The following is a 22,153-nucleotide window of genomic DNA, read 5'->3' as shown; positions in this document are numbered from 1 at the left end:
GCGTCTGCGGGACTTTAAGCAGTTATATTAATCTCCATTACCTAGGTGTCAGTTGTGCGAGTACGATTCCCTCGGTTATGTTTGTCTTTAGGGCAGATTGTCAGAATGGAGGAATGAAGAAATGGACGTCATTTTATTACTGCTGGGTTTTCACCTGTCACTTTGTTTTAGTTTCTACGCGCTCAATAAAAATGAGTCTCGCCGAGCTCGTTGGTTCTCAATATTGTGCGGTGTCGCGGGGATTGTGCTGGTACTGTCTGGTTTGAGTACATTTCTTCCTCCGCTTGCTGCCTTGATGTTTGGAGTTGTCCTCCTTGATGTCGTGGGACTCCTTGTAGGTAAAAAACCTACGACTGTTCAATATCGGCAGCCTGCGCAGCGCCGAAGAAGAATGTATAAGGCGACACAGTCGAGTGCTACACCGCAAATTAATCCCGCAACTGGTCTACCTATGCAGGGCGGTATCGGCGGTATTGATGTAGCAGGGAACCCTTACGGTACGGATCAGACGTTTCACCACCATAATCATCATGGTCCCCATAGCTGGTAGATATTTTAAAGTCCGAGAGGGGAGGGGTAGGTGCCCTCCCAATCCTGGGACTCTGAGTCGTAGCCTTGTGTTTGGAGCCATGTAGTGGTCAACTGTTTCCGGACAGTAAGTTAAGTCTTTCTTCTGCCTTTGCAGGTGGTATGCCATCGTTGTGTTGATGGGGACGCTACCAGTTGTAGTAAGTCATCAGGTAATTGCTGATGTCTCGACTTGCCTCAGCAATAGAGTTGTAACCGATAGGCTGCATCCACTCGCTTTTCAGGCTGCGGAACAGCTTTTCCATCGGGGCGTTGTCCCAGCAGTTTCCCGGCGACTCATACTCTGAGTCACTCGGTAGCGCCACAGTCGCTGCCGAAATAAGTGGTTCCCATATTGGCTGCCTTGATCCGAGTGGAACATGACACAAATCGGCTTGCCTCGCTGCTCCCAGGCCATTTCCAGTGCCTTAGCCGTAAGTGAGGCGTCAGGCTGCTCTGAGATTGCCCACCCGACGATCCGTCGGGCATACAAGTCTAGGACCGTTGCAAGGTAGCACCAGCGCGAGCCGGACCAGATATAAGTGATATCGCCACACCACACTTAGTCTGGTTTTTCCACATCGAACTGGCGATCCAGTTCAATCGGTATATCTGGCCGCTCAACCGTTGCGCTCTTGTATTTGTGAGGGCTAGGTTGCTTAAAGATCAGGCCGGCAGTATCCAACTTGAACTCGGGGGAGAAGGATCGACGTTGTCTACTCATTGAGCACCTCTGTCTCAGGCGGTAACTTTACCACCTAAATTGGTGTTCGGGATTAGTAGACCACGACAGTTTTTACAGATTATGAAGAACTAGAATTAGATGAGCGCTTTTTAGGAACAATCACATTTTTCGCTATGAAATGGTTAATTTCCCCTCGACTAATCCTCATACGACGTCCCACTTTAAATACTTTAAGCTTCCCATGGCGAATCAGGTTCCAAACATGCTGGCACCTAATGCTGAGCTCGTTAAATACTGATTCGATAGTTAGATTATAGTGTTCCAATTTGTACCTCTCTATTTTGGAATGTAAATCGAGGTAATTATCAGAATAACTGAAGTGGTGTGGAAAGGAGGGTTACTAAGTAACTGCACCACTTTATTTGGGGCTCAAGAGAACATCCGGACCAGTTAAACGTCGGGCAGTTTCCTCAATCCACCTCTCGATGACAGGAGGCTACCCGTCAATTTATTGAGATTTACATGAGCGACTCTGATTACCGGTCGTCCTTGTCCGCCTGCTCCCCCGTACAGCTCTCGCCGGCGACCACCTTGTCCGGTTTCGATCTGATCAACCGGCCGCTTACGGACTCGTCCCATGCGACGACGGGATTGTCTGGTGCGAGTACAGGCAGACAAGGGAGTTGACGCAACTGTTCCCTGATTTTTGCTAAGTCTGAAAAGAGTTGTTTGCGACAGATATTGTCATCGCCGACCATGTTCGTTTCAGCGAACCCACAGGCGCCAATGAAGCTTTGAAAGACGAAGCGGACATACCAATTACGCTATTCGACCGGAAAAAGCTTAGTCGGGCCATAGGGGTCTTACAGCGGAAACACCATCAAGAACGCTCACTTAATTGAACTTTCATCTAGCATCTGCCGTTCGCACGGCTTTCAATCTCGAGATCATGCGGCGAGGCATCAGTTCACTTAAAATTGGCGACAATGCGTTCCAGCAGAATGTATTGGACTTCCAAACCTTTAGCATCCACGGCGCGCTGTTTTACCTTCTCTTTGCGATATTTTAGCGCGCTTGCGGGTATTCGCGCGCCTTTGCCGAGGCGTTCAAGATCGGGAATATCGTTGAACTTTGGAGGCTTCCCGGTCTTTTTGAAATGCGCCAGCGCCTTTTGTTCCCATCCTGGCGTTGAGCGTGGAAATCGGATGAGGTGACGCAACACTTTGAGCCAATCGACCACGGTGCCTTTTGAGGGCGAGCTAACCTCGTCAAGAAATATGTGCAGGACGGAAAGCGAGGCTACACTCGCCATCACCCTCGCATCGTCGAAGAAAGGAGAGGCGTCCACCGTGTCCTTTGACATCAAGGAATGCGACCCAATGATTTCGTCGTTTGCGCCATTTTGCGTGATGTTGTCGAAGATTCGGCCCATTTTGTTGAATGCGGTGATCTTTTTGTCACTTTCATCCCGCTCTTTCTGAAGCTTCACCGCAAACTGCATCAGAAGCCCTCCGGCACCTGGGGCATATTTGTTGGATTTTTCTGAAACTGCATCGACCTCAAAGGCCTTGTCCATGGCCTGTCGGCTAGCGGGGCCAATCATCCCGCACTCCTGTAAGAATCTCATGCCAACCTTGTATCCGCTCTCAACCTTCCCATTGTGTTGCTTGGTTGATTGGAGTGCCTTTTCGTGCCGTTGCAGCTGAGCGTCCATTTCCGCATCATCATCCTGTTCCGGCGGTTTTGCGCCAGAGGCGAGCGGCCATAGAAGCGGTGGGACGTTCGCAGCTAAGCGCTCACGCTCGTCTTCAAACATCAGCGTTAACACAAGAGGCATCCATTCCCGGAGTACATCTTTGCCAATCAATTTTGCCTTTTCGCGATCGACCGTTGCTGCAAAGGCAGCGAGTTGTACCCCGTTTTTGAGGTCGTGAGGAACAGTGACACCACGCTCTTGGGCGGCCTTGCGGTATAGTTCCCGACCCCCAGGTGAGCTTGCGATAAATTTTTGCACCGCGCAGGCAACTGCGCTCGGCAGCGGGTTACCTTTTCCACTATCTTCCTCAGAGCCCGAGTCCGAGCGGTGGAATTTGGCTTCAAGGTTTTCCAAAGCCCCCAATAGCGTGTGGGCTGTGTCCTGCTGAGAGGGAAACGCCGGGTAAGCCATCTCAAGGTTTAAGGTCGCGGGCTTCTTCGAGGGGGTTCCGCCGCTGTGTTCTCGCGTGCCTGGGTCGTACACAGGGTAATGTAGACGCCGAAAGAGGCGCCGTTGGAACTCCACCTTGCGTTCGCTATCGGTAGGTGCTGGCTCTCTCCGTGGAGTGGCTTTCCGTTTAAGTTCTTCTAACTCAAGCACATTTAAAACAAAACGGCGCACAAAGGCTTCGTTAGTTTCTGCGTCCTGCTTCTGCGGAGTGTGGGTAACTAGGCGGTTCAGCTCGACGACGTTAGAATGAAAGAACCAATCCTCCACACCGTGCAGGATTTTACCCAGGCGCACTAACAAGATCTGCCGCGCGTCAGTTTCCGATGGCTTGAGCTTTCGCCACGCCGCTTCAAGATCGCTCAACCCATCTGAAAGATAGGGGATATAAGAGTTGTCTACCGCCGCCATTATTCCGCTCTCGTTTGTAAGCGTCTTTTGCCGGCGGCTCACACCATACCATTTTTTCACTTGAGGTCGCTTGCTCGCATCCCAGACATAGGGCGGCTGATCGGTGTGCTCGTGTGGGTAATACTGAGTAAAAAATCGCGTGTAGATCTCAGACACCCGCGACGCAGAAATGGGATCAATCTGCCCCCAGGTACCAGGAAGATCCTCGGTCGCTTCGTCGGAGAACACAATTAAGGTGATGCCTTCGATGAAATGCCGGAAAAATTCTCCCACAAACCCAAACTCTTCGTTTGTCCGGCGTCGCTCCTCTGGCTCAATCAAAGGAACTCCAAGCATTTGATTCAGCCAGTCGTCGAGATCCAATAGCTCTGCTAGAAACTGCGGTGAAAACGCTGCACCTAGTACACCTCCAATTGCATTGGCGGCGGCAATTTTGGACTTGCCAAGCGATTGAGACGCTACGGCGCCGATCCCGCCTAGAGCCGCTAACGCGATCTGTGCTGGCGTGGCAATCTCGCCGGTGCCCGGCAAGACATTCTCTTTCCAAATCGTGCGTTTGGCGATGATGTACCAAACCGGATCCCGAAACTGCGAGACATCGGTTAAGAAATTTCCATACTCGATATAGGTCAGGTCCTCATGGCGGATCGAAGCGCGATCGAGCAGCCGCCGAGGAATCGTATCCCGCGTATTGAAATAGATGTTGCGGTGGCGTGCTATATCACCCATAGGCGGCTACCTTCCGAAACTGAGGAAGATCACGACGCCACCCACTCGCCTGTTGCCGGATCCTGTGTCCACACCGGCAGCTTGTCGTCCGCTCGTAGATGGACTAGCGTCGTTGGGATGCGGATCGTCCATGGATCACCTTGCGGGACTTCTTCTCCTGGTCGGTCAAGGCGCTCGGCGATTTCTTCCGCGATCGGCAAATAGTGCGGGTTGGAAATCGTCGGCAGCGGACCACCGTTCCAGATTTCGCCAAAGGTCATGAAATGATCAATGGCGCCTTCAAACCCTGGGCGCACCGGAACCACTGCCCGGCAATAGCCCGATTTCAAGAACTGGTTGAAAATCGGATCGGGATCGTCGTAGGCGAGGCGATCACGCCATTGACTTTTCCGCCCCCAGAAATAGGGGTAGGTGAGCCAGGTCATCTGTTCCCACTCAAAGGCTTGTTCGAAAAACCGAACGTAGGGTCCTTCCGCTTCATTCTGGAAGAGATCGACCTGCTCGACCCCATAACCGCCCACATCAATGGCATCAAACAAGTCGAAATGCTGTTCGGTCAAGATTGAGATGCAGTGCTTCTTAAGCTCGTCCTTCATGAGCTCCATATTGAGCGAGGGGTTGAGGCCCTCAATCTCAACACCAGCCTGAACCTCCAGAGCTTTCAGCTCTTCCTCGTATTCTGCCATCCGAGCCCGGAATGCCGTGGTCAGCTTGGCGTGGGTATCGATTTGCCAGGCCTTGTAGGCGCGGTGTGTGCGACGACACTTTATCTCGATGGCCATCGCCATATCGCCCACCAAATCGGTGACAAGGGCTATGGGCAGGCTGCCGGTTTCGTCGTTCAGAGACGTGCTCCACACCCAGCCATTGTCTTCCAGGAAGCGGTGCGCCTGCGATCCCACAATCACATCAACAATGGCCTTTTTGTCCCAGATTGTGCGGACGCAGCCGACGGTCGCGTGGATCGCGCTATACCCGTCATCAATGGCAATCTGAGCCGAATGAGAGAACTCGACGTCTTCATTTTCGGAATTGGCATTGTGGTCGTGCGATTTGGTGAGATAAAGCTCCGGTGGTGGCACAACGTCCGTGGCACCATATTGCTGTACCCAACCTGTGTAGTTACTTTCGTGAATTTGGTCGGGGCGTAGCGTGAAGGGTGTGGGTTTTTCGAGCTCTAGCGCATTGGCATGCGCGTTTTGCATCGCTGTAATCAAAAACGCCGCTGGCTCTGGTACCATGAAGTCATACATCATGCGGATGCCGTAGTTGAACATCTGCGCTTGATAGACCTTATTCACCCATTGATACACGCCCGCGATGTGCCCGCTTCCGGTCGTGTTATCGATGCCGTGGGTATTTTTTTCGATAACTTCGTTGGTGACCTTAAGCGACGCACGCTCCAACACACGCTCAGTGACTTTAGTCGCAGTGCGTTCGGTTACATCTTGTGAAAACTGTGATGCTGATTTGGTGGCTTCCTCCTTGCTGGAGGAAAAGGACGCCTCGGCCGAGGCCGAGAATTCAACAGTCGGCCCATATTTTCCCGAGAGGGTCAGCCCGCCTTTCAAGGAAGCGTCTTCTTTGAGAGTCTTGCTGGTTTCCTGAGACATCTCAAAGCGCGTCGTCGATTCAAGCTCTCGCTCTTCAGATGTGGTTACCTCCGTCTCGACAAACGTAAACTCTTCGGTTTCGCGGCGACGTGTATGCTCTCGTCCTTTGTTCTCGCCCTTCAGCACATTCTCAATATGGGCGACATCGGCGCCCTCATAGTGCATGAGTTGCTGTTTGACGACAAGCAGATCAGCGACCCCGGCCGGCGCCAAATCGCCATGAGACGTTGGAACCCTGAGATCGGCAGGGAAGGCTAAATACTCAGGCTTCATCACGTTGCCAATTACCAATTCATTCCAAACGCTGGCCTGAGGTGTCGATATCATTACCATCTTGGTGCCGATGCGTTTAAACGTGCGGTTGACCGCGCGGCCAAGCCCGGTGTCGAGTTCGCTACTGAGTTCCACAATCTCCGCTTTAAGCGCGCGAACGATTTCATCGAGCGGATGCTCGGTGACCCGAAGATTACGCTCGATCAGGATTTCAAAAGTGTCCTTGCTCAGTCGCTCGCCAGCACTCTCTTTGAGCCTGAACCCAATATTTTTTAGAGGCTCAAGTTTGAAGGCAGGGGAACCGCGTAGCAGCGTCCGAGCAGCTGGCAAGACCTCGCGTTGGAACCGCACTTCTTGGGGGATCTCTTTTTCGGTCTCTCGTCCCCGTACTTCGATGGGCCGCCGCACCTCGGCACGCTCGATATCGAGTTTGGTCAGACTACGCCGAATCTCCATGTCTTCGAGCAAAACGTTGATTGGGCTCACTGCGTCCGGAAGCACAAACCCGTCATGGTCTTCTTGCGGAGTCGTCCTAATATTGTCAGTCCCAAGTGCCGTCAGCTCGTCCACAGCCGCCATGATGCGCCGATAGAGATTGAGACTAGTTTCTGCCTTCTTGCGCCGCTTTTCGTCCTCAGTCTTTTGCTCTTCAGCCAGTTTGCGCTGGCGCTGTCGCGTCGAGAGGATCGACTTTAGACCGGTCTCCCCCGGCAACTGCAGGGTTCTGCGACGGAAGGCGCGCATGGCCTTGCCGGTCGCCGGAAACGCGCCATCCACCGCAAGCTTCTCGATCACCTCTAACTCGCGAAGACCATCTGCGAGATGCTGAATTGGTCGTTGATGCTCCTCGGGCACGAGTTTGATCGCAATTAAACTGTCCTTGAGCGCGGTTATGAGAGCGTCGAGGACACCAGAGCCGCGGAATTCCATGGGGGTCTGTCCAAAGGCCGTCTTCACGGCATCGCTCACTTGCGCGTTGGTCAGCGTGTCCTGGGTTTCCAGTTGATCGAGTGCGGCGCTCAAGGCCCTAATGGCCTTACCGATTCCGGCGATGTCTTGGTCGCCGACAAAAGACGACGAAGCTATGTAGGTTTTGGCGACGCTTTTCATCGCATCGCGATGGCCGGAGCTTTGAGCTTGTGCTTTGGCAAGCGAAGCTTGGAAATCGGTATTTTGAACGAGCAAGATGCGTGCAGGCTCGTCCTCTCCTTGATCAGCTGGACGCTTCAGAACAAAGCGAAAGAGACTTTCCATGGGCTTTTCCCTAACATTTTTATTTTTGGCACATTTAGTCTAGATGTCGTCTTGTTGTGGTCAACTGGTTCCGGACAGTAAGTTAAATTTTTCTTCTGCCTTTGCAGGTGGTATGCCATCGTGGTGTTGATGGGGACGCCGCCAGTTGTAGTAAGTCATCAGATAATTGCTGATGTCTCGACTTGCCTCAGCAATAGAGTTGTAACCGATAGGTGGCATCCACTCGCTTTTCTGGCTGCGGAACAGCCGTTCCATCGGGGCGTTGTCCCGGCGTTTTCCACGGCGACTCATACTCTGAGTCATTCGGTAGCGCTACAGTCGCTGCCGAAATAAGCGGCTCCCATATTGGCTGCCTTGATCCGAGTGGAACATGACACTATTCGGTTTGCCTCGCTGCTCCCAGGCCAGTGCCTTTGCCGTGAGTGAGGCATCAAGCTGCGCACTTTAAAGCGCCCAATAGTTATTGCCTGCTCATTGAGCAACGCCATGACGGTTCGGCTGTCATCTGCCCCACGACTGAGCTTGAAGATCTCGCTTACTTTGGCGCGGAGTTGAACCCTAGGCGCATCAATCGAGGCCTGCCTGCTCTTATATTCGTAGTAGTATGATCGAGGTACTTCGAATGCTTCACAGACAAGTTCCACGGCCTCCTGCTCACTTAATCGGTTTCTCAGTGCGTACGATTCATCTCGTCGGACATCAATAGAGCTGAGGCCTTATTTAGTATTTTGTCGCGTTCCAATCGATTGGCCCGGGCCTCGAGCTCCTGGATTCTCTGCTGCTCCGGGGTAAGGGCTGTGCTGACCGGCGTCTCGCCGCCACGCTCGGCCTCTAACTGCTTTACCCTGCGGCGGATGGCAGTTGTACTAACATCCAGCGAACGGGCCGCGTCTGATATTGAATATCCTTGTTTCACGACCAAGCGGGCAGCATCCAGCTCGAACTCGGGGGAGAAGGATCGGCGTTGTCTACTCATTGAGCACCTCTGCCTCAGGCGGCAACTTTATCACCTAAATTGGTGTCCGGGATTAGTAGACCACTACAGACCCCGAATCCTGAGACTCTGTGTAGTAGCCCAGTGTTCGGGGCATGAATAGATCGTAGAGCCCCAATATCCTTTGTGAGGCCTGTGATATTCGCTGAGCGGTGCCCACGCTTTTACGCGCGATCTGAGCAGGTGTCGATCAGCCCCATATAGTGTCAGGCAGATTTTGGAGCCAGAAATGGTTTTCGAACATACTGGGGATATATTTCCGAGGCAGTCTTTATTTCAAAATCTGAGGTTCGGGTTATTAGGAAATCGAATGAATTACGTGATACTGGTTGGGAATGTGCACTGCGGTCTGACTAGATGGTTTGAAGTTTCGGCTGGCGTTGATGCGAAAATCTTGCAAAATTGGTCATGATTTAATATTGATTGAGTAGCATTCGGTATTAAGTTTGTTATGTGCTTTGCGCCTCTAATCTATTACCCGCGCCTATCATCTTATGCGCTACTATAGTAGCGCCAAAGGTGCTCGGCGCTACTATAGTGGCTCTTAGCTTCCAAAATTCAAGTTATGGTAAAGGCTCATGAAGGGAAAATCATGAATGATTTCGTTGTCCGTTGAGTTCAATACATGCCATTGCGTAAGAGTGATATGGCTCATAGATGCCAAAATTTCAGCCTGCAAGGCTGCTAGAGCGTAGGCTTTGAATTCAGCGGAAACCGCTCTCATATATTCTTCGTTGGTACGTTAGCCGCTGCCCTGCGTGATTAATAATGAGTGATTCGGAAGGTGGGGCGAGCAAGATTTCACCCTTTTCCATTAGTAGAATTGCCGCATCCATGATTTGAGCCAGGTGATATCCCGGTAGTTCTTGTAAAAGATGTTGGTGTATTGCCAAGTACACGTCAGAATAGTTTCGATTGTAGTTGAAATTTTCCATTGCTCTGGATATCCGTAATAGCTCCTGCTGTCGCTTATCTAAGCCGGTGCCTATATCGCGACCGTTCGACATTTCTTGAGACTGTGAGTTACTGTCTTTGAATCGCATATTGAGTGAATCCTAAAATTATTACTGGAGTTGGACATATCCTTAGATTCGATATGTTGTAGAGTTGTTATTGTTCCACTCGTTATCTGCGGTCGACACATTGAGCGCATGTAAATTTACCCCTTCTCGTCAGCCGTTTGAGTGTGAACCTTAATACTTAGCTGACGAAAAATGTACTTGATAAATATCTTTCCAGTAGTGGCAGTGCTATGAGGCTGAATACCAGTTCTTATTACTGGGAGGGGATGGTCACGCTGTCTCTCGCGAACCTAGTAGTCGAATTTTCTCGTTAATATCTCTGACTATAAAATGTTCACTGAACCTTCACCCGTGCAAGTATCGCTAATTTTCGTGTCTACTTATAGCTTTAGAAAAACGCGAGTCAGATTTACTCTGGAGAAAAATACCTATGAAAAATATACATTGGATGATCGGTGCCAGTGGTGGAGTTGGGAAGTCCATAGTTTGTCGTTTACTAGCAGAGACCTTTGTTACAAATGGCTCAGATTACGTAGTCGTTCAGGCTGGTGCTGGCGAAAATCGCCATTGCGGCTACAAAGACCTTAAAACCTTTAAAATTGATATGCTGAAATCTGGATCCTTTGAAATAGACTATGAGAAAATTGATAATTTAATAGATAAGATTGCAGGGAGTCGCGAGAGTAAAGATTGGATTCTCGATTTTGAAGAAAGTGTAAGGACTTCGATTCAACAATATCTGGTGGAACTTTCAATCCTTCGAGAGCTAGTCGATTTCGGTTGTAAAAACATTTTTCACATTGTCATTCCTGGGGGGGGAAGTTCATTTCTTCGATTCAATGGTTTGAATCGGAAATTCAAGGTTTGTTGGGAGGAGTTGAAGCGATATTTTTTTGGGAAAACAAATTTTTTGGAGATGCTAACTGTAAGGCTGAAACAGTATTAGATAAATTGCGCCGGTTTAATATTGGCCCACCATTAATTGGTCCAATTCCTATTCCAAATTTAGAGTTTTTAGCAGGCCCTAGTAATCTTACCGGGAAGTGAACAAATTGCGGAGGTGATAACAGAAAGGGTTTTCTAGTAATTGGGGAAGTAAGTGAGAGTTTTTCATTGATGCTAGATAGAGTGGTTTCAGTTATATGTTTTTCATGATGGCAGGTGTTGCCGTCAGGTCATAAATTTTTTGGGCGTACATATTTTGGTCTGAACTAATCCATCTGAGATAATCCAGTTTAGTCTTAGGGGTCAGAGGAGTGCTTGGGGCGAAATAGCCACTGAACTCCGCCTTTTGTCGTTTCTTCCATTAACTCAAAAGCAGCAGAGAGTTGGATCAGCTTTTTTATGTTCGCTAGTTTTTTCGTGCCTACTTCTTCGCACACTTTCTTGACGCTTTCGGTCGGCAGGTCATTGATAAGCTGACCTGCTCTAGCCAATGGAGTCCAGCCATCTGGCCTGGAGGCCATTGACGTAATCGTTCTAAGGAAACCGTCCAGTCTACTCTCTCCTGGCAGCAACCCTTCAACAAACAACCTACGTCCATCTTCGGACTGAAAAAAATCAGACAATAATTTTCTGCTTTTATTTAGGGCGCCGACTAATTCCTGAAGGTGAGTTAACTCTGGGAGTAACTTGTTTCTTTGCTGTTCTAACTCGGCATCAACTGCAAGACAGCTTTCAAGAGACTCTGGATCATATCTTGGTAATAAATGATGGATAAGATCATTCCTCTCTGAAACGATTTCGGCCAGAGTTTTCTTTCGGGAATCATAATATTTAGCTTCGCATTCAACCTTGAAATGGAAACTGAAAAACGCCTTATCAACTAACTCTTCAGTGTTAGTATCCTTTAGATCAGAATAACAGCTGTCTACGAACTCACCAACCAGCTGCCCCATTGATCGTCGTCGGATATCCGCCAAACGGGACTCCCTCTTGATCTTGAGGTCTTCAACTGTGCCAACAATAAACCCGTTAGCAAGTAAATATTTTAGCAAGCCTTCAATCTGTTGAAACAAGAGCATGTTGCGCCCAATCTTTCGCATTACTTCATTGTTTGCAGCTTGCAAAGCGTTTGCTTGTCCCATTACATCCCTAAAACTTTTCGATTGTGAATGAGTTTACCCGATAGATAGCTAGTATTACTAGGATGGAAGCCAGTTCTCAGGCAGAATATAAACGTATCAGTAATGTTTACTATGGATCTCAAGTATCAGATCTAAGTTTTTAAAATGTAATAATGACCTTTAAATTTCGTTTTCTAGCGTGTTACGCTCGTTTTCACATGATTTAATGAAGTATATAAGGTTTCGGCGTATTTCGCTTATTCGAGAAATCTTTCTACGTATTAAAAAAGCCTGGTATTCATATTCCAGAAATAGCTTTTTATCTAAATTGCTGATGTTTTTCGGTAAATGTCGAAGTGTGTATTTTTCCGTCCATTTTCTGGAAAGTTCTTTAGTGCGAATTTCGCCATTTTGATTCGCCTTTGCATGTCCCCATACTAGCGCCGGCCGGTTCTTTTTTAGCCTATAGATGAATCGCAAATACCCGTAACGTTCACCCGAGTTTTGTTTTTCTAGTGCTTTGTCAAGTTTGTACTGTTCCGTTAGGACTTTAGCTCTAAGCCAGAGGCATTTATCTGCAATTTCAAGTGCCTTATAAGATACTTTTATATAATCTAGCATTTCATCGTAAAGTTCGTCGGGTTCCATGTGGATTTCAAATATTGAAGTTTTGATCGACAATATTCTCTCTATTTCTTCATTTGAAAGACGTGACATAGAGTTTCTCCTGTCAGCTATATTTCAATAGCGCCTTTTTGATTCTGGTCATAAATAAAATTTTGAATGTCACTTTCTCTCCACACAGAGGTTCTCGTACCTAGTTTTATTGGTTTAGGTGCATGACCATCTGAGATCCAGCTGTACCAAGTAGACCGAGATACCGGAATAATCTGTAGCACCGCTGGGAGGCGTAAGAGTTTGTCAGGCTGGGGCATAAAAGCAGTCTCCTGGTCTTTTTGATCGTTGTACTCATCAAACCATCTACAGGAGTGGCCACAAACATTGAGAGGGGGTAGATTTGCTACCGGTCATGACATAGATCATATGTGCGATGATTTTCGCGACATTTTTGGTGCGGTAAATGTGCATTCATGATTTGGGGGTACTTTTGGGGGTATCTTTTGGGTTTTGTGTATTTAACTGTTTGAAAAATAAATAATTTTTCTATGGTTCAAGTCCCGCCCTGGGCACCACATTAAAGTTCGAAGAAGTTCGGACTCATCCAGAAAGCCCCGCTAGTCGGGGCTTTCTGCTATCTGGAAGGTACATAGCCTTCGGCCTTTTTCCTTATCATCAAACCAATAAAATCCCGGGATACCGAGCTTCATCAGGAGCTTCGCAGAGTCTCTGCTCGTCTTTTTTGGAGGGACTTGGCTCGACAAATAATGCCCATTTTTTTGACTTATTGGTCAGATTATCTCCAAATTGTGTTATCGCTTTTTCTTCTCAATGAAACCAGATCGCCGAACATGCCGGGACTCAGTGGTCACCTCTGTGCTTTTTTGCGCTGTCGCACAAATAAAGGACTAATTAGATACCAATCCAGTTATTCGCTCCCGGCTTCAACTACCCGCGTTAGTATTCCTGCCGGGCACAAAATCATCACTGTGCCCAATTGATTGCGCGGTAAATCAGATATCACGGAATCGTCCTTCTGGTATCTGAGGGAATTTGAAAGAAAACGATCAAAGCACTTCTTTTTCTACTGCAGCTTCATATTCCACCGTTGTTAAAAAAATAATTAATCAACAGGTGAATCATCCATGAAGATGAGAGAACTCTCTCTGGTCGCCATATTACTAGCGGTACTATTGGCTCCAGCATCGTCACTCGCCGTCACTGGCATCGCGCTGGTACACGGCACCGGTAACCAGACCGATGCCTACAATGATTACTGGACCTCTGAGATGGTGGAGTCGATCCGCCAGGGGTTGCCCACAAGCACCAACCTTTTGGTGGTCAATTGCGAATTCGAAGAATACATGTGGGATGACGCTGCGGCGGGTTGCCTGGCAACGCAGCTCTATAACTTTATTAACTCGATGAACATTGATGACCTTGTGGTAACTACCCATTCCAATGGGGGCAATGTCATGCGCTGGATTCTATCCAACCCGACCTGGGACAGCCGTTACCCAACCATCATTGAAAATACGCGCTGGGTGAATGTTGTTGCCGGCTCCAGCGCCGGTACACCACTGGCGGACGCGGTTATGTCGGGCAATGTTTTTGAGGCTTCTGTAGGTTGGCTGCTCGGCTATCAGAGTGATGCGGTACGTATGCAGCAGACCAGCTGGATGACTTACTACAACGATAACTGGTTGTTGGGTACATCGGGTCGCCCGTCTCTTCCCGTCGGCTTCTGGAATATTGTGGGCACCGATGTGGAGACCGCTGTCTGGGATTCCGACAGTTACTGTGGCGGCTATACGCAAAACCTTGGACTGGAAATTACCCAGGAGTGGCTGGACGATTGTTCCGATGGCTTCCTTAATTGCTCTTCTCAAAATACTGCGGGCAAGCTGTGGTTTTATGACTACGCCAGGACCAGTGGCGGAGAACCTCTGAGCCACAACCAGAGCCGACGCAAGTGTTTCAATCTTGACGTCATTCTGAGAAACGATATTTAAGGTGAAGCCATGAAATTCATATTCTTACAATTCTTCGTCCTGATCGGTGTTTTTGCCTCCAATGCGTTCGCCCAGGAGATACTTAATAAAAGCCGGGAATCCATCCACTTTTCCCAGTATGTGGAGCCCGGGGTAGAGCAGCGTCTGGTCGATACCGGTAGCAATGAACAGAGCCGCGTATTCTTTCGCAAAATAAATGGCGCAGATCTCAATCGCGGCGCTGAGCTTATGATTGATGCCAAACAGGCCATTATTCAGGTGTCTCCGCTGGATCGCGTCGATAAAGGCCGCCGTATTACCAACAATGGAATTCCACAGGGGATGACGCTGTCCAATGGTTCCGAGCGACGCCGGGTAGACGATGACAGTATTGCCTTGCATCGAAAATCCCAGGGCCTGCGGCAGAACTTCCCCGCGCTGTACGGTCGAGCACACGTGATGCGTGTACCGGAGGATATGGGACGTGGCAGGTTTACGCTGAAGACTAACGGCAATGCCCGTCCAGATGACGAATATATTGTTTATGTGCTCGACAAGCACAGCGACATCGCTCTTGATATGCAGACACCTTCTAAACGATTTTCACGTACCGGAAGGCTGACCCTGAATGCCAGGCCGGGAGGAAATACCAGCGCGAAGCTGGATTCCGTTTCAGCCAGCCTGATCGCACCAAATGGGAAGCGCTACCCAGTGATGGGGCAGTTGCGCGGCAACGCATATAGCGCTGACTGGCCTATCCAGGTTGATGCACCTTCGGTACCCGGAGAACTTTGGAGTATTGAGGTGCACTCGACACTGAAAAATCAGCGCAACGAGCTTGTCGAGCGGGTCGCGGTTACTGCGGTAGACATCTATAGCGAAACGGCGGCAGTCTCAACCATAGATGGCAATCCCAAGGGACTTACGCTGTCATTGAATGTCAACGACGCAGGCCGCTATGAGGCGCGTGCCCTGGTGTTCGGTAGGGACGGCAACGGAGACTACCAGCCGGCGATGCTGGCCTATCAAGCTGGATGGTTCGAGGCTGGACAGCGGGAAATGATGCTGCCGATCGACAACATCAAGCTTAAAACAACGGGACTAGTGGGGCCTTATCAGGTGCGGAATGTTCAGTTCCTCGATCAGGGCCGTATGTCGGTACTCGACTACCTGCAGGGCAGCTGGACCCTGCGGTAAGAATAAGAATAGGCTGTCGCCTGCAGTCAAACTGCGTTAATCGTAAAGCCTCGCATGCGGGGCTTTTTTATTGCGTGGGATCTGGCCGTTTTAATCGGCCGATGCAGTTAGACGGCGTGCCGGGTGCCGATTTTACTGTTGATAGCAGCGAAGGCGTGGCCTCAGGGGAAGACCTGAAAATTTGCGATGCTCAAGCTGCAAATGCTTGAGGCGACATTACTGAGAAATATATCTCAGCCTGAAGAGTTGAGCGCCCAATCCGTCGCCTGTTCCGGCATGCATTAGTACGACCGTCTAACATTTCTCTGTTTTACCGCATTAAAAAAATAAAGTTATAAATTCGATGATCGGAGAAATTCTTATGCATAAAGCCAGTCTTTTTGTATCCCTCGCCCTTACTTCCGCGCTGTGCTCCATCAATACTGTGGCGGCACCTGCTAAAGGCGCTGCCGCCGGTGACAGTATCACCATGGGCTTCGCGGCAGACTGTACGGGTAATACGTTCTTTACCGGTGGTTTTTTCTGCCTGTTGGGTGGTGACCAGCCGGAGCACAGCTGGTTTGACGGTTCGGCGAGCCGGGTCAACAGTGTTCACGACAAATACAAGGCCATAGACCCGAATGTCGCGGCCACCAAGAATGCCGCCCGTTCTGGTGCCCAGATGCGTGGAGGCGATGACAGTTTCAGCATACAGGCGGATCGAATTCTCGCCGATACGCTGGTCGCGGATCATGTGGAAGTGGTGCTCGGCGGTAACGATATCTGCAATCGCGATTGTGTCGACCCGGCCAACTGTACGGATCCACTCCTGACCGAGAGTGAATGGCGCGGTGCGGTGCAGGCTGGACTCGATAAGCTGGTGAGTGGCCTGCCCACGGGCTCTACGGTGGTATTGGGATCGGTGCCGCGAGTTCAGGACCTGCGCGCTGCAGGTATCGCCAAGCAGACCGGTAACTGGCGCGTTAATTGCGAAAGTGTCTGGTCTACCTTTGGTATCTGCCGGATAGCGACGAACGGGGGCACCATGAACGGTGAATCGTTTGCAACGCGCTCTGCCGGTATCGAAGCGGCGCAGCGCCGGTATAACGAGGTGCTGCAGGAAGAAGCCGTCGCCTACAATGGCATGAATGGTGTGGAAGTCGTTGCGGAATATTCTGGCGCGGATCAGAGCAACGTGGGTACCTTCAGCTTCGGCAAAGACGATATTGATGGCGGGGATTGCTTCCACCCCAGCGTTCGCGGACAGAACACCGTGGCGGACTTGATGTGGACTGGTAACCCGGACAAATAATTCCCGGTAAATGAGCAGGGCTCCGCGCGGAGCCCTGGCTTCTATTAGAGTAACGACCGTCTCGGGGAATACGCGCCGAGGAATCAGTCGGACGCTTCATCATCGTCAGTATTTCCCGGATCGCTCTCCTGCTCGAAATAGCTTTTTTCCTGAACTTCATATTGCACCCGTTGCGGCAGCCCGTTACGCATGAAGGTTACATCGACCACCTCGCCGCTGGTCAGGGCATCCCAGAGCTGGTTCTGGCCACTGTGCACCCAGCTGTCATTCACCCGTACCACCACATCGCCCTCCTCGAAGCCGAGCGCGGTGAAGAACTCATTGTCCTTGATGCCCTCAAGCCGCAGCAGGTTGTGCCCATCGACCACGTGCTCCGCCGGGACGAACTTCTGTTCCAGGTCCGCGCGATTCTGCAGTTGTTTTTCCAGCCACGCCTGTCCAAGAGGCAATACCCCGGAAGCTGCGATCAGTTTGCGCGATTCACCGTCCGGCTGTTCTATGCGCCGCATGGTTGCTTCATCGCGCTCGGTAGTCGCGGTCCTGGGCACGCGCACGTAGTCAGAATCTTCACTGCTCAGAGTCAACCGCTCGAGCTGATTGTTGACCTGCAGGATGACGTAGCGCTCGTGCACTCGCTTGAGGGTGACGCCGGGCATTAGTACGTCCCCGGGGGAAAAACGGCCAACGGATGCGTCGTGAATACGAATAAGCGCGGTTGATTTTTCGGGCTGTGAGGAGACGCTGGTGCCGGTCAGTTGCAGTTGTAAATTGGTCTCGGTGATCTGTTCTGCAGATTGCCGCCAGCGTGCGGCATCAGCGTGGAGGCTGGAAGGATCGTGACCCAGGCGCTGCAGTTCCTGGTCAACCCACAGGGCATAGTGCTCCAGAGACTGCGGGCCTTTGATATACAGTCCGTTTACAAAGACCACCGGCACGCTCTGCAGACCCAGGGCTCGGGCCTGCGCCGTATCTGCGGCAATCCGGTCACTGTGGTCGGATTCCTCCAGACAGCGGTTAAATTTTTCCTGCTCAAATCCCAGCTGTGAAGCCTGTTGAATGAAGACTTTTTCATCCAGTGTTTTGGCTCGGGTGTAGAGGCCGTCTGCATAGCTCCAGGCTGTGTCTTGCAAGCTGGCGCAGTGCACTGCTACTGCTGCCTGGGCACCCAGCCGGTGGTAGCGCATGGGGAAGTCGAAGGGCGCTAAGGCCACCCAGCCGGCATATCGATCCAGTAATTCACGCAACACCAGATTGGTGGCCGCACAGTGTACGGACTGGTAGGAGCAGAATACCGCGAGTTTGACTGGCGCCTCGGGGTTGCCACGCAGTGAGCGGCCGTCGGTGTTAATTTTCAGTCTGGGAGGATGCGGGTAGGGGAGCAGCCAGTCGACGACGGGCGGTGTCTCCGTGGATCCAGGCGCGGCGAGCTTCGTATCCACCATCGATTTCAGCGTATTGAAGCGCAGCTGGTACTCGGCAAGTGCCAGGTCGTGCCGTTCGAGGCGGATTGTTTGATCCACTTCATCCAGGGTGATCGCGCTATGCCCTATGCGTGCAACGACCTGGCTCTCCTTCGGGTCCTCCTGCGTATCAACACTACAGGCAGTGAGTAGCGCAGCGGCGAATATTGGCAAGAGCCGATGCGTAGGGCGGTAACGCTGGTGGTGCAGTTCGTCCATGACCTTTGATCCGCTGGCGATTATCCCGCGATCAGTTTTATCACAAGGTCTCCCGCTCCTCTACCAAGCCTGCAGCGTACTGCCCATTGTGGCGCGAAATAAAGCATCGCCAATTTCAGAGGGTTTGGTTCAGAGGGGTTGGTGGAAAATTGCTTGGGCGCCTTCACAGCCTCTGCAGCGGGAATTTCTGAACTGCAGATCAATAACTCAGTAAGGGGTGCGACAACTCCCCAGAAAGTGCCCTGGACAGGTCGAGATCATCGTTTTCAGGGTACAGCGTATTGATGACCAGGCGAGGCTCGGAAACGTAGGACGCTGGCCCCATCGCGCCCACTGTCAGGGTGACGTTGAAAAAAGGCATCACCTTGCCCTGGTATTCCTGCTGGATACGATAACTGGCCATTGGTTCCAGGGTAGAGGCTACCTGGGCCCAGTCGTTCGGCACCCCCGGGTGTGCCGAAAGCTCGCGCACCATGGCGTGATATATCGGGTCATTGGTGAGTAGTGCTTCCTGCTGGGTGTACATCAGGATCATCGCCAGCGTGTGTTCCCGGGAATTTCGGGGTGTGCCCTCCGGGGCAAGACGGAAGATAAACTCAAAGTAGTTTTCCACTCGTGCCAGAGCTTCTGGACCAACAGACTGCTGGTAAAAGGCCACCCAGCTGCGGTTTACCATCAGTAGCCGGCCGTAGCGGTCCATCAGTACGGCCGGGTATGGGTCCATGGCACTCAAGGACAGCTGCATCGCCTTGCGCAGCCACTTGTAGCTCGGTGCATGGAAATCCACCTCGCGGTCACTGGCCAGGTAACCGGCAGCGAGGCGCAGGTAGCAGCCGTCTCGTTCACCAAGCTCAAGTGCCGTCGCGATACCATCCACCAGCGCCTCACTGGGGCGCGACTTGCCATTTTCCAGATAGCTGATGTGGCGCGTGGAAGATTGCAGACTGTGCGCCAGTGCCTCCTGGCTGACGCCGCGCACCCGTCGCCAAAAGCGCAGCAAGCTGCCAAATGCATTGTAGGCTGTATCGCTCATCTTCCCGCCCTGTACTGACCCTGGCCGAACTTGACCTTGGAGGTTATGGCCGAGTCTACCAAGCCGCCACACAATACCCAACGGGCTCCCATAGAAGTCCTGCACCGTACCCGTTGACCAGAAGAACAAGGTGAAACATGGCAGCACAAGCGCTCAGCGAACGCGACCTGGCATTTATGCTCTACGAATTATTCGACGTGGAAGCACTGACAACACGTCCTCGTTATGCGGACCACAGCCGCGAGACTTTCGACGCGGCGATTGAAACTGGCAAAAATGTCGCGCTGAAATATTTCCTTCCGATCCGCCAGAAAGTGGACATCAACGAACCCACCTTTGATGGTGAACGGGTGCACCTGCTGCCGGAAATCAAGCCCGCACTGGACGCAGTCATCGAGGCTGGTCTCGCTGCACCGGCCACAGACTTTGACGATGGCGGTATGCAATTGCCGCTGGTTGTCGCCAATGCGGTGCAGTCGCACCTGGCGGCGGTGGCGAGTACCACACTCGCTTATATTTCCCTGACCACGGCCAATGCCAATCTGATCGAGGCGCACGGCTCGGCTGAGCAAATCGAAAAGTGGGTCAAGCCCATGCGTGCTGGCCGTTTTATGGGCACCATGGCGATGACCGAACCGGGAGCGGGCTCCGGGCTTGCTGATCTCACCACTACTGCCACGTGTGAGCCCGATGGGAGTTACCGCATCACTGGCAACAAGATCTTCATTTCTGGTGGAGACCATGAGCTCAGTGACAACATTGTGCACCTGGTGCTGGCGCGAGTTAAGGGGGCGCCGAAAGGCGTGAAGGGCATCTCCCTGTTTATCGTGCCCAAGTTCCTGGTCAACGACGACGGCAGTATCGGCGAGCGCAATGACGTAGCGCTGGCAGGGTTGTTTCACAAAATGGGCGGGCGTGGGCATACCTCCACTGCACTCAGCTTCGGCGAAAACGGTGGTGCCGTCGGCTATCTGGTGGGCGAAGAAAACCGCGGCTTGCTATACATGTTCCACATGATGAACGAGGCGCGCATCATGGTGGGCACCAATGCGGCGCTCACCGCACTGACCGGCTACCAGTACGCACTCGACTACGCCCGTGAGCGGCCACAGGGGCGCCTGCTTGCCAACAAGGATGCCGACTCCGCGCCGGTCAATATCATCGAGCACCCCGATGTGCGGCGAATGCTACTGACACAGAAGGCCTATGCAGAAGGCGCCTATGCTCTTTGCCTGTACGGCAGCCAGCTCGCCGACGACGAGAAAACGGCAGAGACTGCCGAAGCGCGGGAGCGGGCGCATACCCTTCTGGATTTCCTGACCCCGATCATCAAAAGCTGGCCCTCCGAGTACGGCCCCCAGGCCAACAGTCTCGCTATTCAGGTGATGGGCGGTCACGGCTACATCAATGAACACCCGGTGGAAATGTTCTACCGCGACAATCGCCTGAACCCGATTCACGAGGGCACTACCGGTATCCAGTCGCTGGACCTGCTGGGGCGAAAGGTGCCGATGAATCAGTTTGCCGGTTACCGCGCAGTGTTGGAGGAGATACAGGGCACCATTGAGCTGGCAGGTAACACAGAGTTGAGCCTGTTCGCGGTCGATCTGCAGGCAGCCTTGGTGGAACTGCAGGAAACGACCACTACAGTGTTTGGTGCGATTGCGGACAAAAATCCGGATCTGGTGTTCTCGAATTCCGTTAGTTATCTGGAATTATTCGGGCATATCGTTATCGCCTGGATCTGGCTGCGCCAGGGACTTGCGGCCGATGCAGGCCTGCAGCGCAACCCCCATCCCGAAGAGGAAGCTTTTTACCGCGGGAAACTTCAGGCGATGCAGTACTTCTTCCATGCAGAGCTGCCAAAGATTTACCACTGGTCGAAGCTGGTCAGGGAAATTGACAGCACCAGCTTCGATATGAAATCGGAGTGGTTCTGAATTGAAAAACAGTGGCAGCGCCGAAGAGCGCTGCCTGAATAACAGAATAAGAAGGTGACAGGAGAGACGATGAATACGGTCAGCCAAAAAGAACTGCTCGAAAGCTCCGGCAAAACACTGGAGAGCACGGACTGGTTCACCATCAATCAGGAGCAAATCAACCTGTTTGCGGAAGTCACGCACGACCACCAGTTTATCCATGTGGACCCTGAGCGCGCGGCGCAGACGCCGTTCGGTTCCACCATTGCGCACGGTTTTTTGAGCCTGTCACTGCTGTCCCATTTTGCTGAAACGTTCAGTATGCAGGTGGAAGGCATGGTTATGGCGATCAATTACGGGTTCGATAAGGTGCGTTTTATCTCCCCGGTGAAAGTCGACAGCCGCATCCGCGCGCACGCGCGCCTGCTTGATGTCACCGAGAAAAATCCCGGCCAGTTCATGCTGAAGACGGAAGTGACAGTGGAAATCGAAGGCGAGGCAAAGCCGGCACTCGTTGCCGAATGGCTCACCATGCAAATGGCTGGCTGACTCCCGAAAAAATGAAAGCCGCCGGAGCGGTGGCTAAATCACAATTCAGGAACAATTAG

General features: G+C 51.6%; 15 protein-coding genes and 2 pseudogenes. 7 read left to right on the top strand and 10 right to left on the bottom strand.

What is annotated here, in order from left to right; all coding sequences use genetic code 11:
- The first annotated feature begins 121 nt into the window (after nt 1-121).
- On the top strand, nt 122-550 hold the full coding sequence (locus tag LC093_RS06115) for a hypothetical protein (RefSeq protein ID WP_226663243.1): 429 nt from the start codon (nt 122-124) through the stop codon (nt 548-550).
- An 88-nt stretch (nt 551-638) separates the two neighbouring features.
- On the opposite strand, the pseudogene LC093_RS06110 reads toward LC093_RS06115, so the two are convergent.
- The 5 genes and pseudogenes from LC093_RS06110 to LC093_RS06090 all read right to left on the bottom strand — a co-directional run.
- A pseudogene (locus LC093_RS06110) lies at nt 639-1,243 on the bottom strand (IS3 family transposase); the annotation flags it as partial.
- 127 nt (nt 1,244-1,370) lie between these two features.
- Nucleotides 1,371-1,577, bottom strand: coding sequence for a helix-turn-helix domain-containing protein (locus tag LC093_RS20525; RefSeq protein WP_226663240.1), 207 nt, complete (start codon nt 1,575-1,577; stop codon nt 1,371-1,373).
- Between the two features lie 642 nt (nt 1,578-2,219).
- Nucleotides 2,220-4,595, bottom strand: coding sequence for a hypothetical protein (locus LC093_RS06100; protein WP_226663239.1), 2,376 nt, complete (start codon nt 4,593-4,595; stop codon nt 2,220-2,222).
- A 29-nt stretch (nt 4,596-4,624) separates the two neighbouring features.
- Complete coding sequence (locus LC093_RS06095) at nt 4,625-7,735, bottom strand: hypothetical protein (protein WP_226663238.1); 3,111 nt, start codon at nt 7,733-7,735, stop codon at nt 4,625-4,627.
- A 60-nt stretch (nt 7,736-7,795) separates the two neighbouring features.
- Nucleotides 7,796-8,711, bottom strand: a pseudogene (locus LC093_RS06090) (transposase).
- A gap of 1,470 nt (nt 8,712-10,181) precedes the next feature.
- On the opposite strand from LC093_RS06090, the gene LC093_RS06085 reads away from it, so the two are divergent.
- Nucleotides 10,182-10,697, top strand: coding sequence for a hypothetical protein (locus LC093_RS06085; RefSeq protein ID WP_226663237.1), 516 nt, complete (start codon nt 10,182-10,184; stop codon nt 10,695-10,697).
- Between the two features lie 295 nt (nt 10,698-10,992).
- Here LC093_RS06085 and LC093_RS06080 read toward each other — a convergent pair whose 3' ends face one another.
- The 3 genes from LC093_RS06080 to LC093_RS20520 form a co-directional block, all read right to left on the bottom strand.
- Entirely contained in the window at nt 10,993-11,838 is an 846-nt protein-coding gene (locus LC093_RS06080) for a hypothetical protein (RefSeq protein ID WP_226663235.1), read from the bottom strand.
- Nucleotides 11,839-11,997: 159 nt separating this feature from the next.
- Entirely contained in the window at nt 11,998-12,534 is a 537-nt protein-coding gene (mobI, locus tag LC093_RS06075) for a conjugative transfer protein MobI(A/C) (protein ID WP_226663233.1), read from the bottom strand.
- 17 nt (nt 12,535-12,551) lie between these two features.
- Entirely contained in the window at nt 12,552-12,752 is a 201-nt protein-coding gene (locus tag LC093_RS20520; protein WP_226663232.1) for an AlpA family phage regulatory protein, read from the bottom strand.
- A gap of 828 nt (nt 12,753-13,580) precedes the next feature.
- On the opposite strand from LC093_RS20520, the gene LC093_RS06065 reads away from it, so the two are divergent.
- The 3 genes from LC093_RS06065 to LC093_RS06055 all read left to right on the top strand — a co-directional run bounded on the left by LC093_RS06065 (nt 13,581) and on the right by LC093_RS06055 (nt 16,914).
- Nucleotides 13,581-14,447 carry a hypothetical protein gene (locus tag LC093_RS06065; RefSeq protein ID WP_226663230.1) on the top strand — a complete coding sequence of 289 codons (867 nt, stop codon included), beginning with the start codon at nt 13,581-13,583 and terminating at the stop codon, nt 14,445-14,447.
- A 9-nt stretch (nt 14,448-14,456) separates the two neighbouring features.
- On the top strand, nt 14,457-15,623 hold the full coding sequence (locus LC093_RS06060) for a DUF4785 domain-containing protein (RefSeq protein ID WP_226663229.1): 1,167 nt from the start codon (nt 14,457-14,459) through the stop codon (nt 15,621-15,623).
- A gap of 361 nt (nt 15,624-15,984) precedes the next feature.
- Complete coding sequence (locus tag LC093_RS06055; RefSeq protein ID WP_226663227.1) at nt 15,985-16,914, top strand: SGNH/GDSL hydrolase family protein; 930 nt, start codon at nt 15,985-15,987, stop codon at nt 16,912-16,914.
- A gap of 83 nt (nt 16,915-16,997) precedes the next feature.
- Here LC093_RS06055 and LC093_RS06050 read toward each other — a convergent pair whose 3' ends face one another.
- Both LC093_RS06050 and LC093_RS06045 read right to left on the bottom strand, forming a co-directional pair.
- Nucleotides 16,998-18,593: a thioredoxin domain-containing protein gene (locus LC093_RS06050; RefSeq protein ID WP_226663225.1), complete on the bottom strand. Its 1,596-nt coding sequence runs from the start codon at nt 18,591-18,593 to the stop codon at nt 16,998-17,000.
- Between the two features lie 199 nt (nt 18,594-18,792).
- On the bottom strand, nt 18,793-19,626 hold the full coding sequence (locus tag LC093_RS06045) for a helix-turn-helix domain-containing protein (protein WP_226663223.1): 834 nt from the start codon (nt 19,624-19,626) through the stop codon (nt 18,793-18,795).
- Between the two features lie 137 nt (nt 19,627-19,763).
- On the opposite strand from LC093_RS06045, the gene LC093_RS06040 reads away from it, so the two are divergent.
- Together LC093_RS06040 and LC093_RS06035 are read left to right on the top strand one after the other, a co-directional pair.
- The gene (locus LC093_RS06040) at nt 19,764-21,566 is read left to right on the top strand and encodes an acyl-CoA dehydrogenase (RefSeq protein WP_226663221.1); all 1,803 of its coding nucleotides are present in this window, start codon (nt 19,764-19,766) and stop codon (nt 21,564-21,566) included.
- Nucleotides 21,567-21,635: 69 nt separating this feature from the next.
- Nucleotides 21,636-22,094 (top strand): MaoC family dehydratase, encoded by a 459-nt coding sequence (locus tag LC093_RS06035; RefSeq protein ID WP_226663219.1) that lies wholly within the window; start codon nt 21,636-21,638, stop codon nt 22,092-22,094.
- Nucleotides 22,095-22,153 lie beyond the last annotated feature (59 nt).

The sequence above is a fragment of the Microbulbifer aggregans genome, from assembly GCF_020524005.1.
GTDB classification, from domain to species: Bacteria; Pseudomonadota; Gammaproteobacteria; order Pseudomonadales; family Cellvibrionaceae; genus Microbulbifer; species Microbulbifer aggregans_A.
Note: the sequence above shows the minus strand (reverse complement) of the source record. Positions and strands in the feature narration are given on the sequence as shown.

Bases quoted from the DNA above. Each gene is read 5' to 3' on its own strand.
- LC093_RS06115 (WP_226663243.1), top strand. From the start codon at position 122: ATGGACGTCATTTTATTACTGCTGGGTTTTCACCTGTCACTTTGTTTT.
- LC093_RS06100 (WP_226663239.1), bottom strand. From the start codon at position 4,595: ATGGGTGATATAGCACGCCACCGCAACATCTATTTCAATACGCGGGAT.
- LC093_RS06095 (WP_226663238.1), bottom strand. From the start codon at position 7,735: ATGGAAAGTCTCTTTCGCTTTGTTCTGAAGCGTCCAGCTGATCAAGGA.
- LC093_RS06085 (WP_226663237.1), top strand. From the start codon at position 10,182: ATGAAAAATATACATTGGATGATCGGTGCCAGTGGTGGAGTTGGGAAG.
- LC093_RS06080 (WP_226663235.1), bottom strand. From the start codon at position 11,838: ATGGGACAAGCAAACGCTTTGCAAGCTGCAAACAATGAAGTAATGCGA.
- mobI (WP_226663233.1), bottom strand. From the start codon at position 12,534: ATGTCACGTCTTTCAAATGAAGAAATAGAGAGAATATTGTCGATCAAA.
- LC093_RS20520 (WP_226663232.1), bottom strand. From the start codon at position 12,752: ATGCCCCAGCCTGACAAACTCTTACGCCTCCCAGCGGTGCTACAGATT.
- LC093_RS06065 (WP_226663230.1), top strand. From the start codon at position 13,581: ATGAAGATGAGAGAACTCTCTCTGGTCGCCATATTACTAGCGGTACTA.
- LC093_RS06060 (WP_226663229.1), top strand. From the start codon at position 14,457: ATGAAATTCATATTCTTACAATTCTTCGTCCTGATCGGTGTTTTTGCC.
- LC093_RS06055 (WP_226663227.1), top strand. From the start codon at position 15,985: ATGCATAAAGCCAGTCTTTTTGTATCCCTCGCCCTTACTTCCGCGCTG.
- LC093_RS06050 (WP_226663225.1), bottom strand. From the start codon at position 18,593: ATGGACGAACTGCACCACCAGCGTTACCGCCCTACGCATCGGCTCTTG.
- LC093_RS06045 (WP_226663223.1), bottom strand. From the start codon at position 19,626: ATGAGCGATACAGCCTACAATGCATTTGGCAGCTTGCTGCGCTTTTGG.
- LC093_RS06040 (WP_226663221.1), top strand. From the start codon at position 19,764: ATGGCAGCACAAGCGCTCAGCGAACGCGACCTGGCATTTATGCTCTAC.
- LC093_RS06035 (WP_226663219.1), top strand. From the start codon at position 21,636: ATGAATACGGTCAGCCAAAAAGAACTGCTCGAAAGCTCCGGCAAAACA.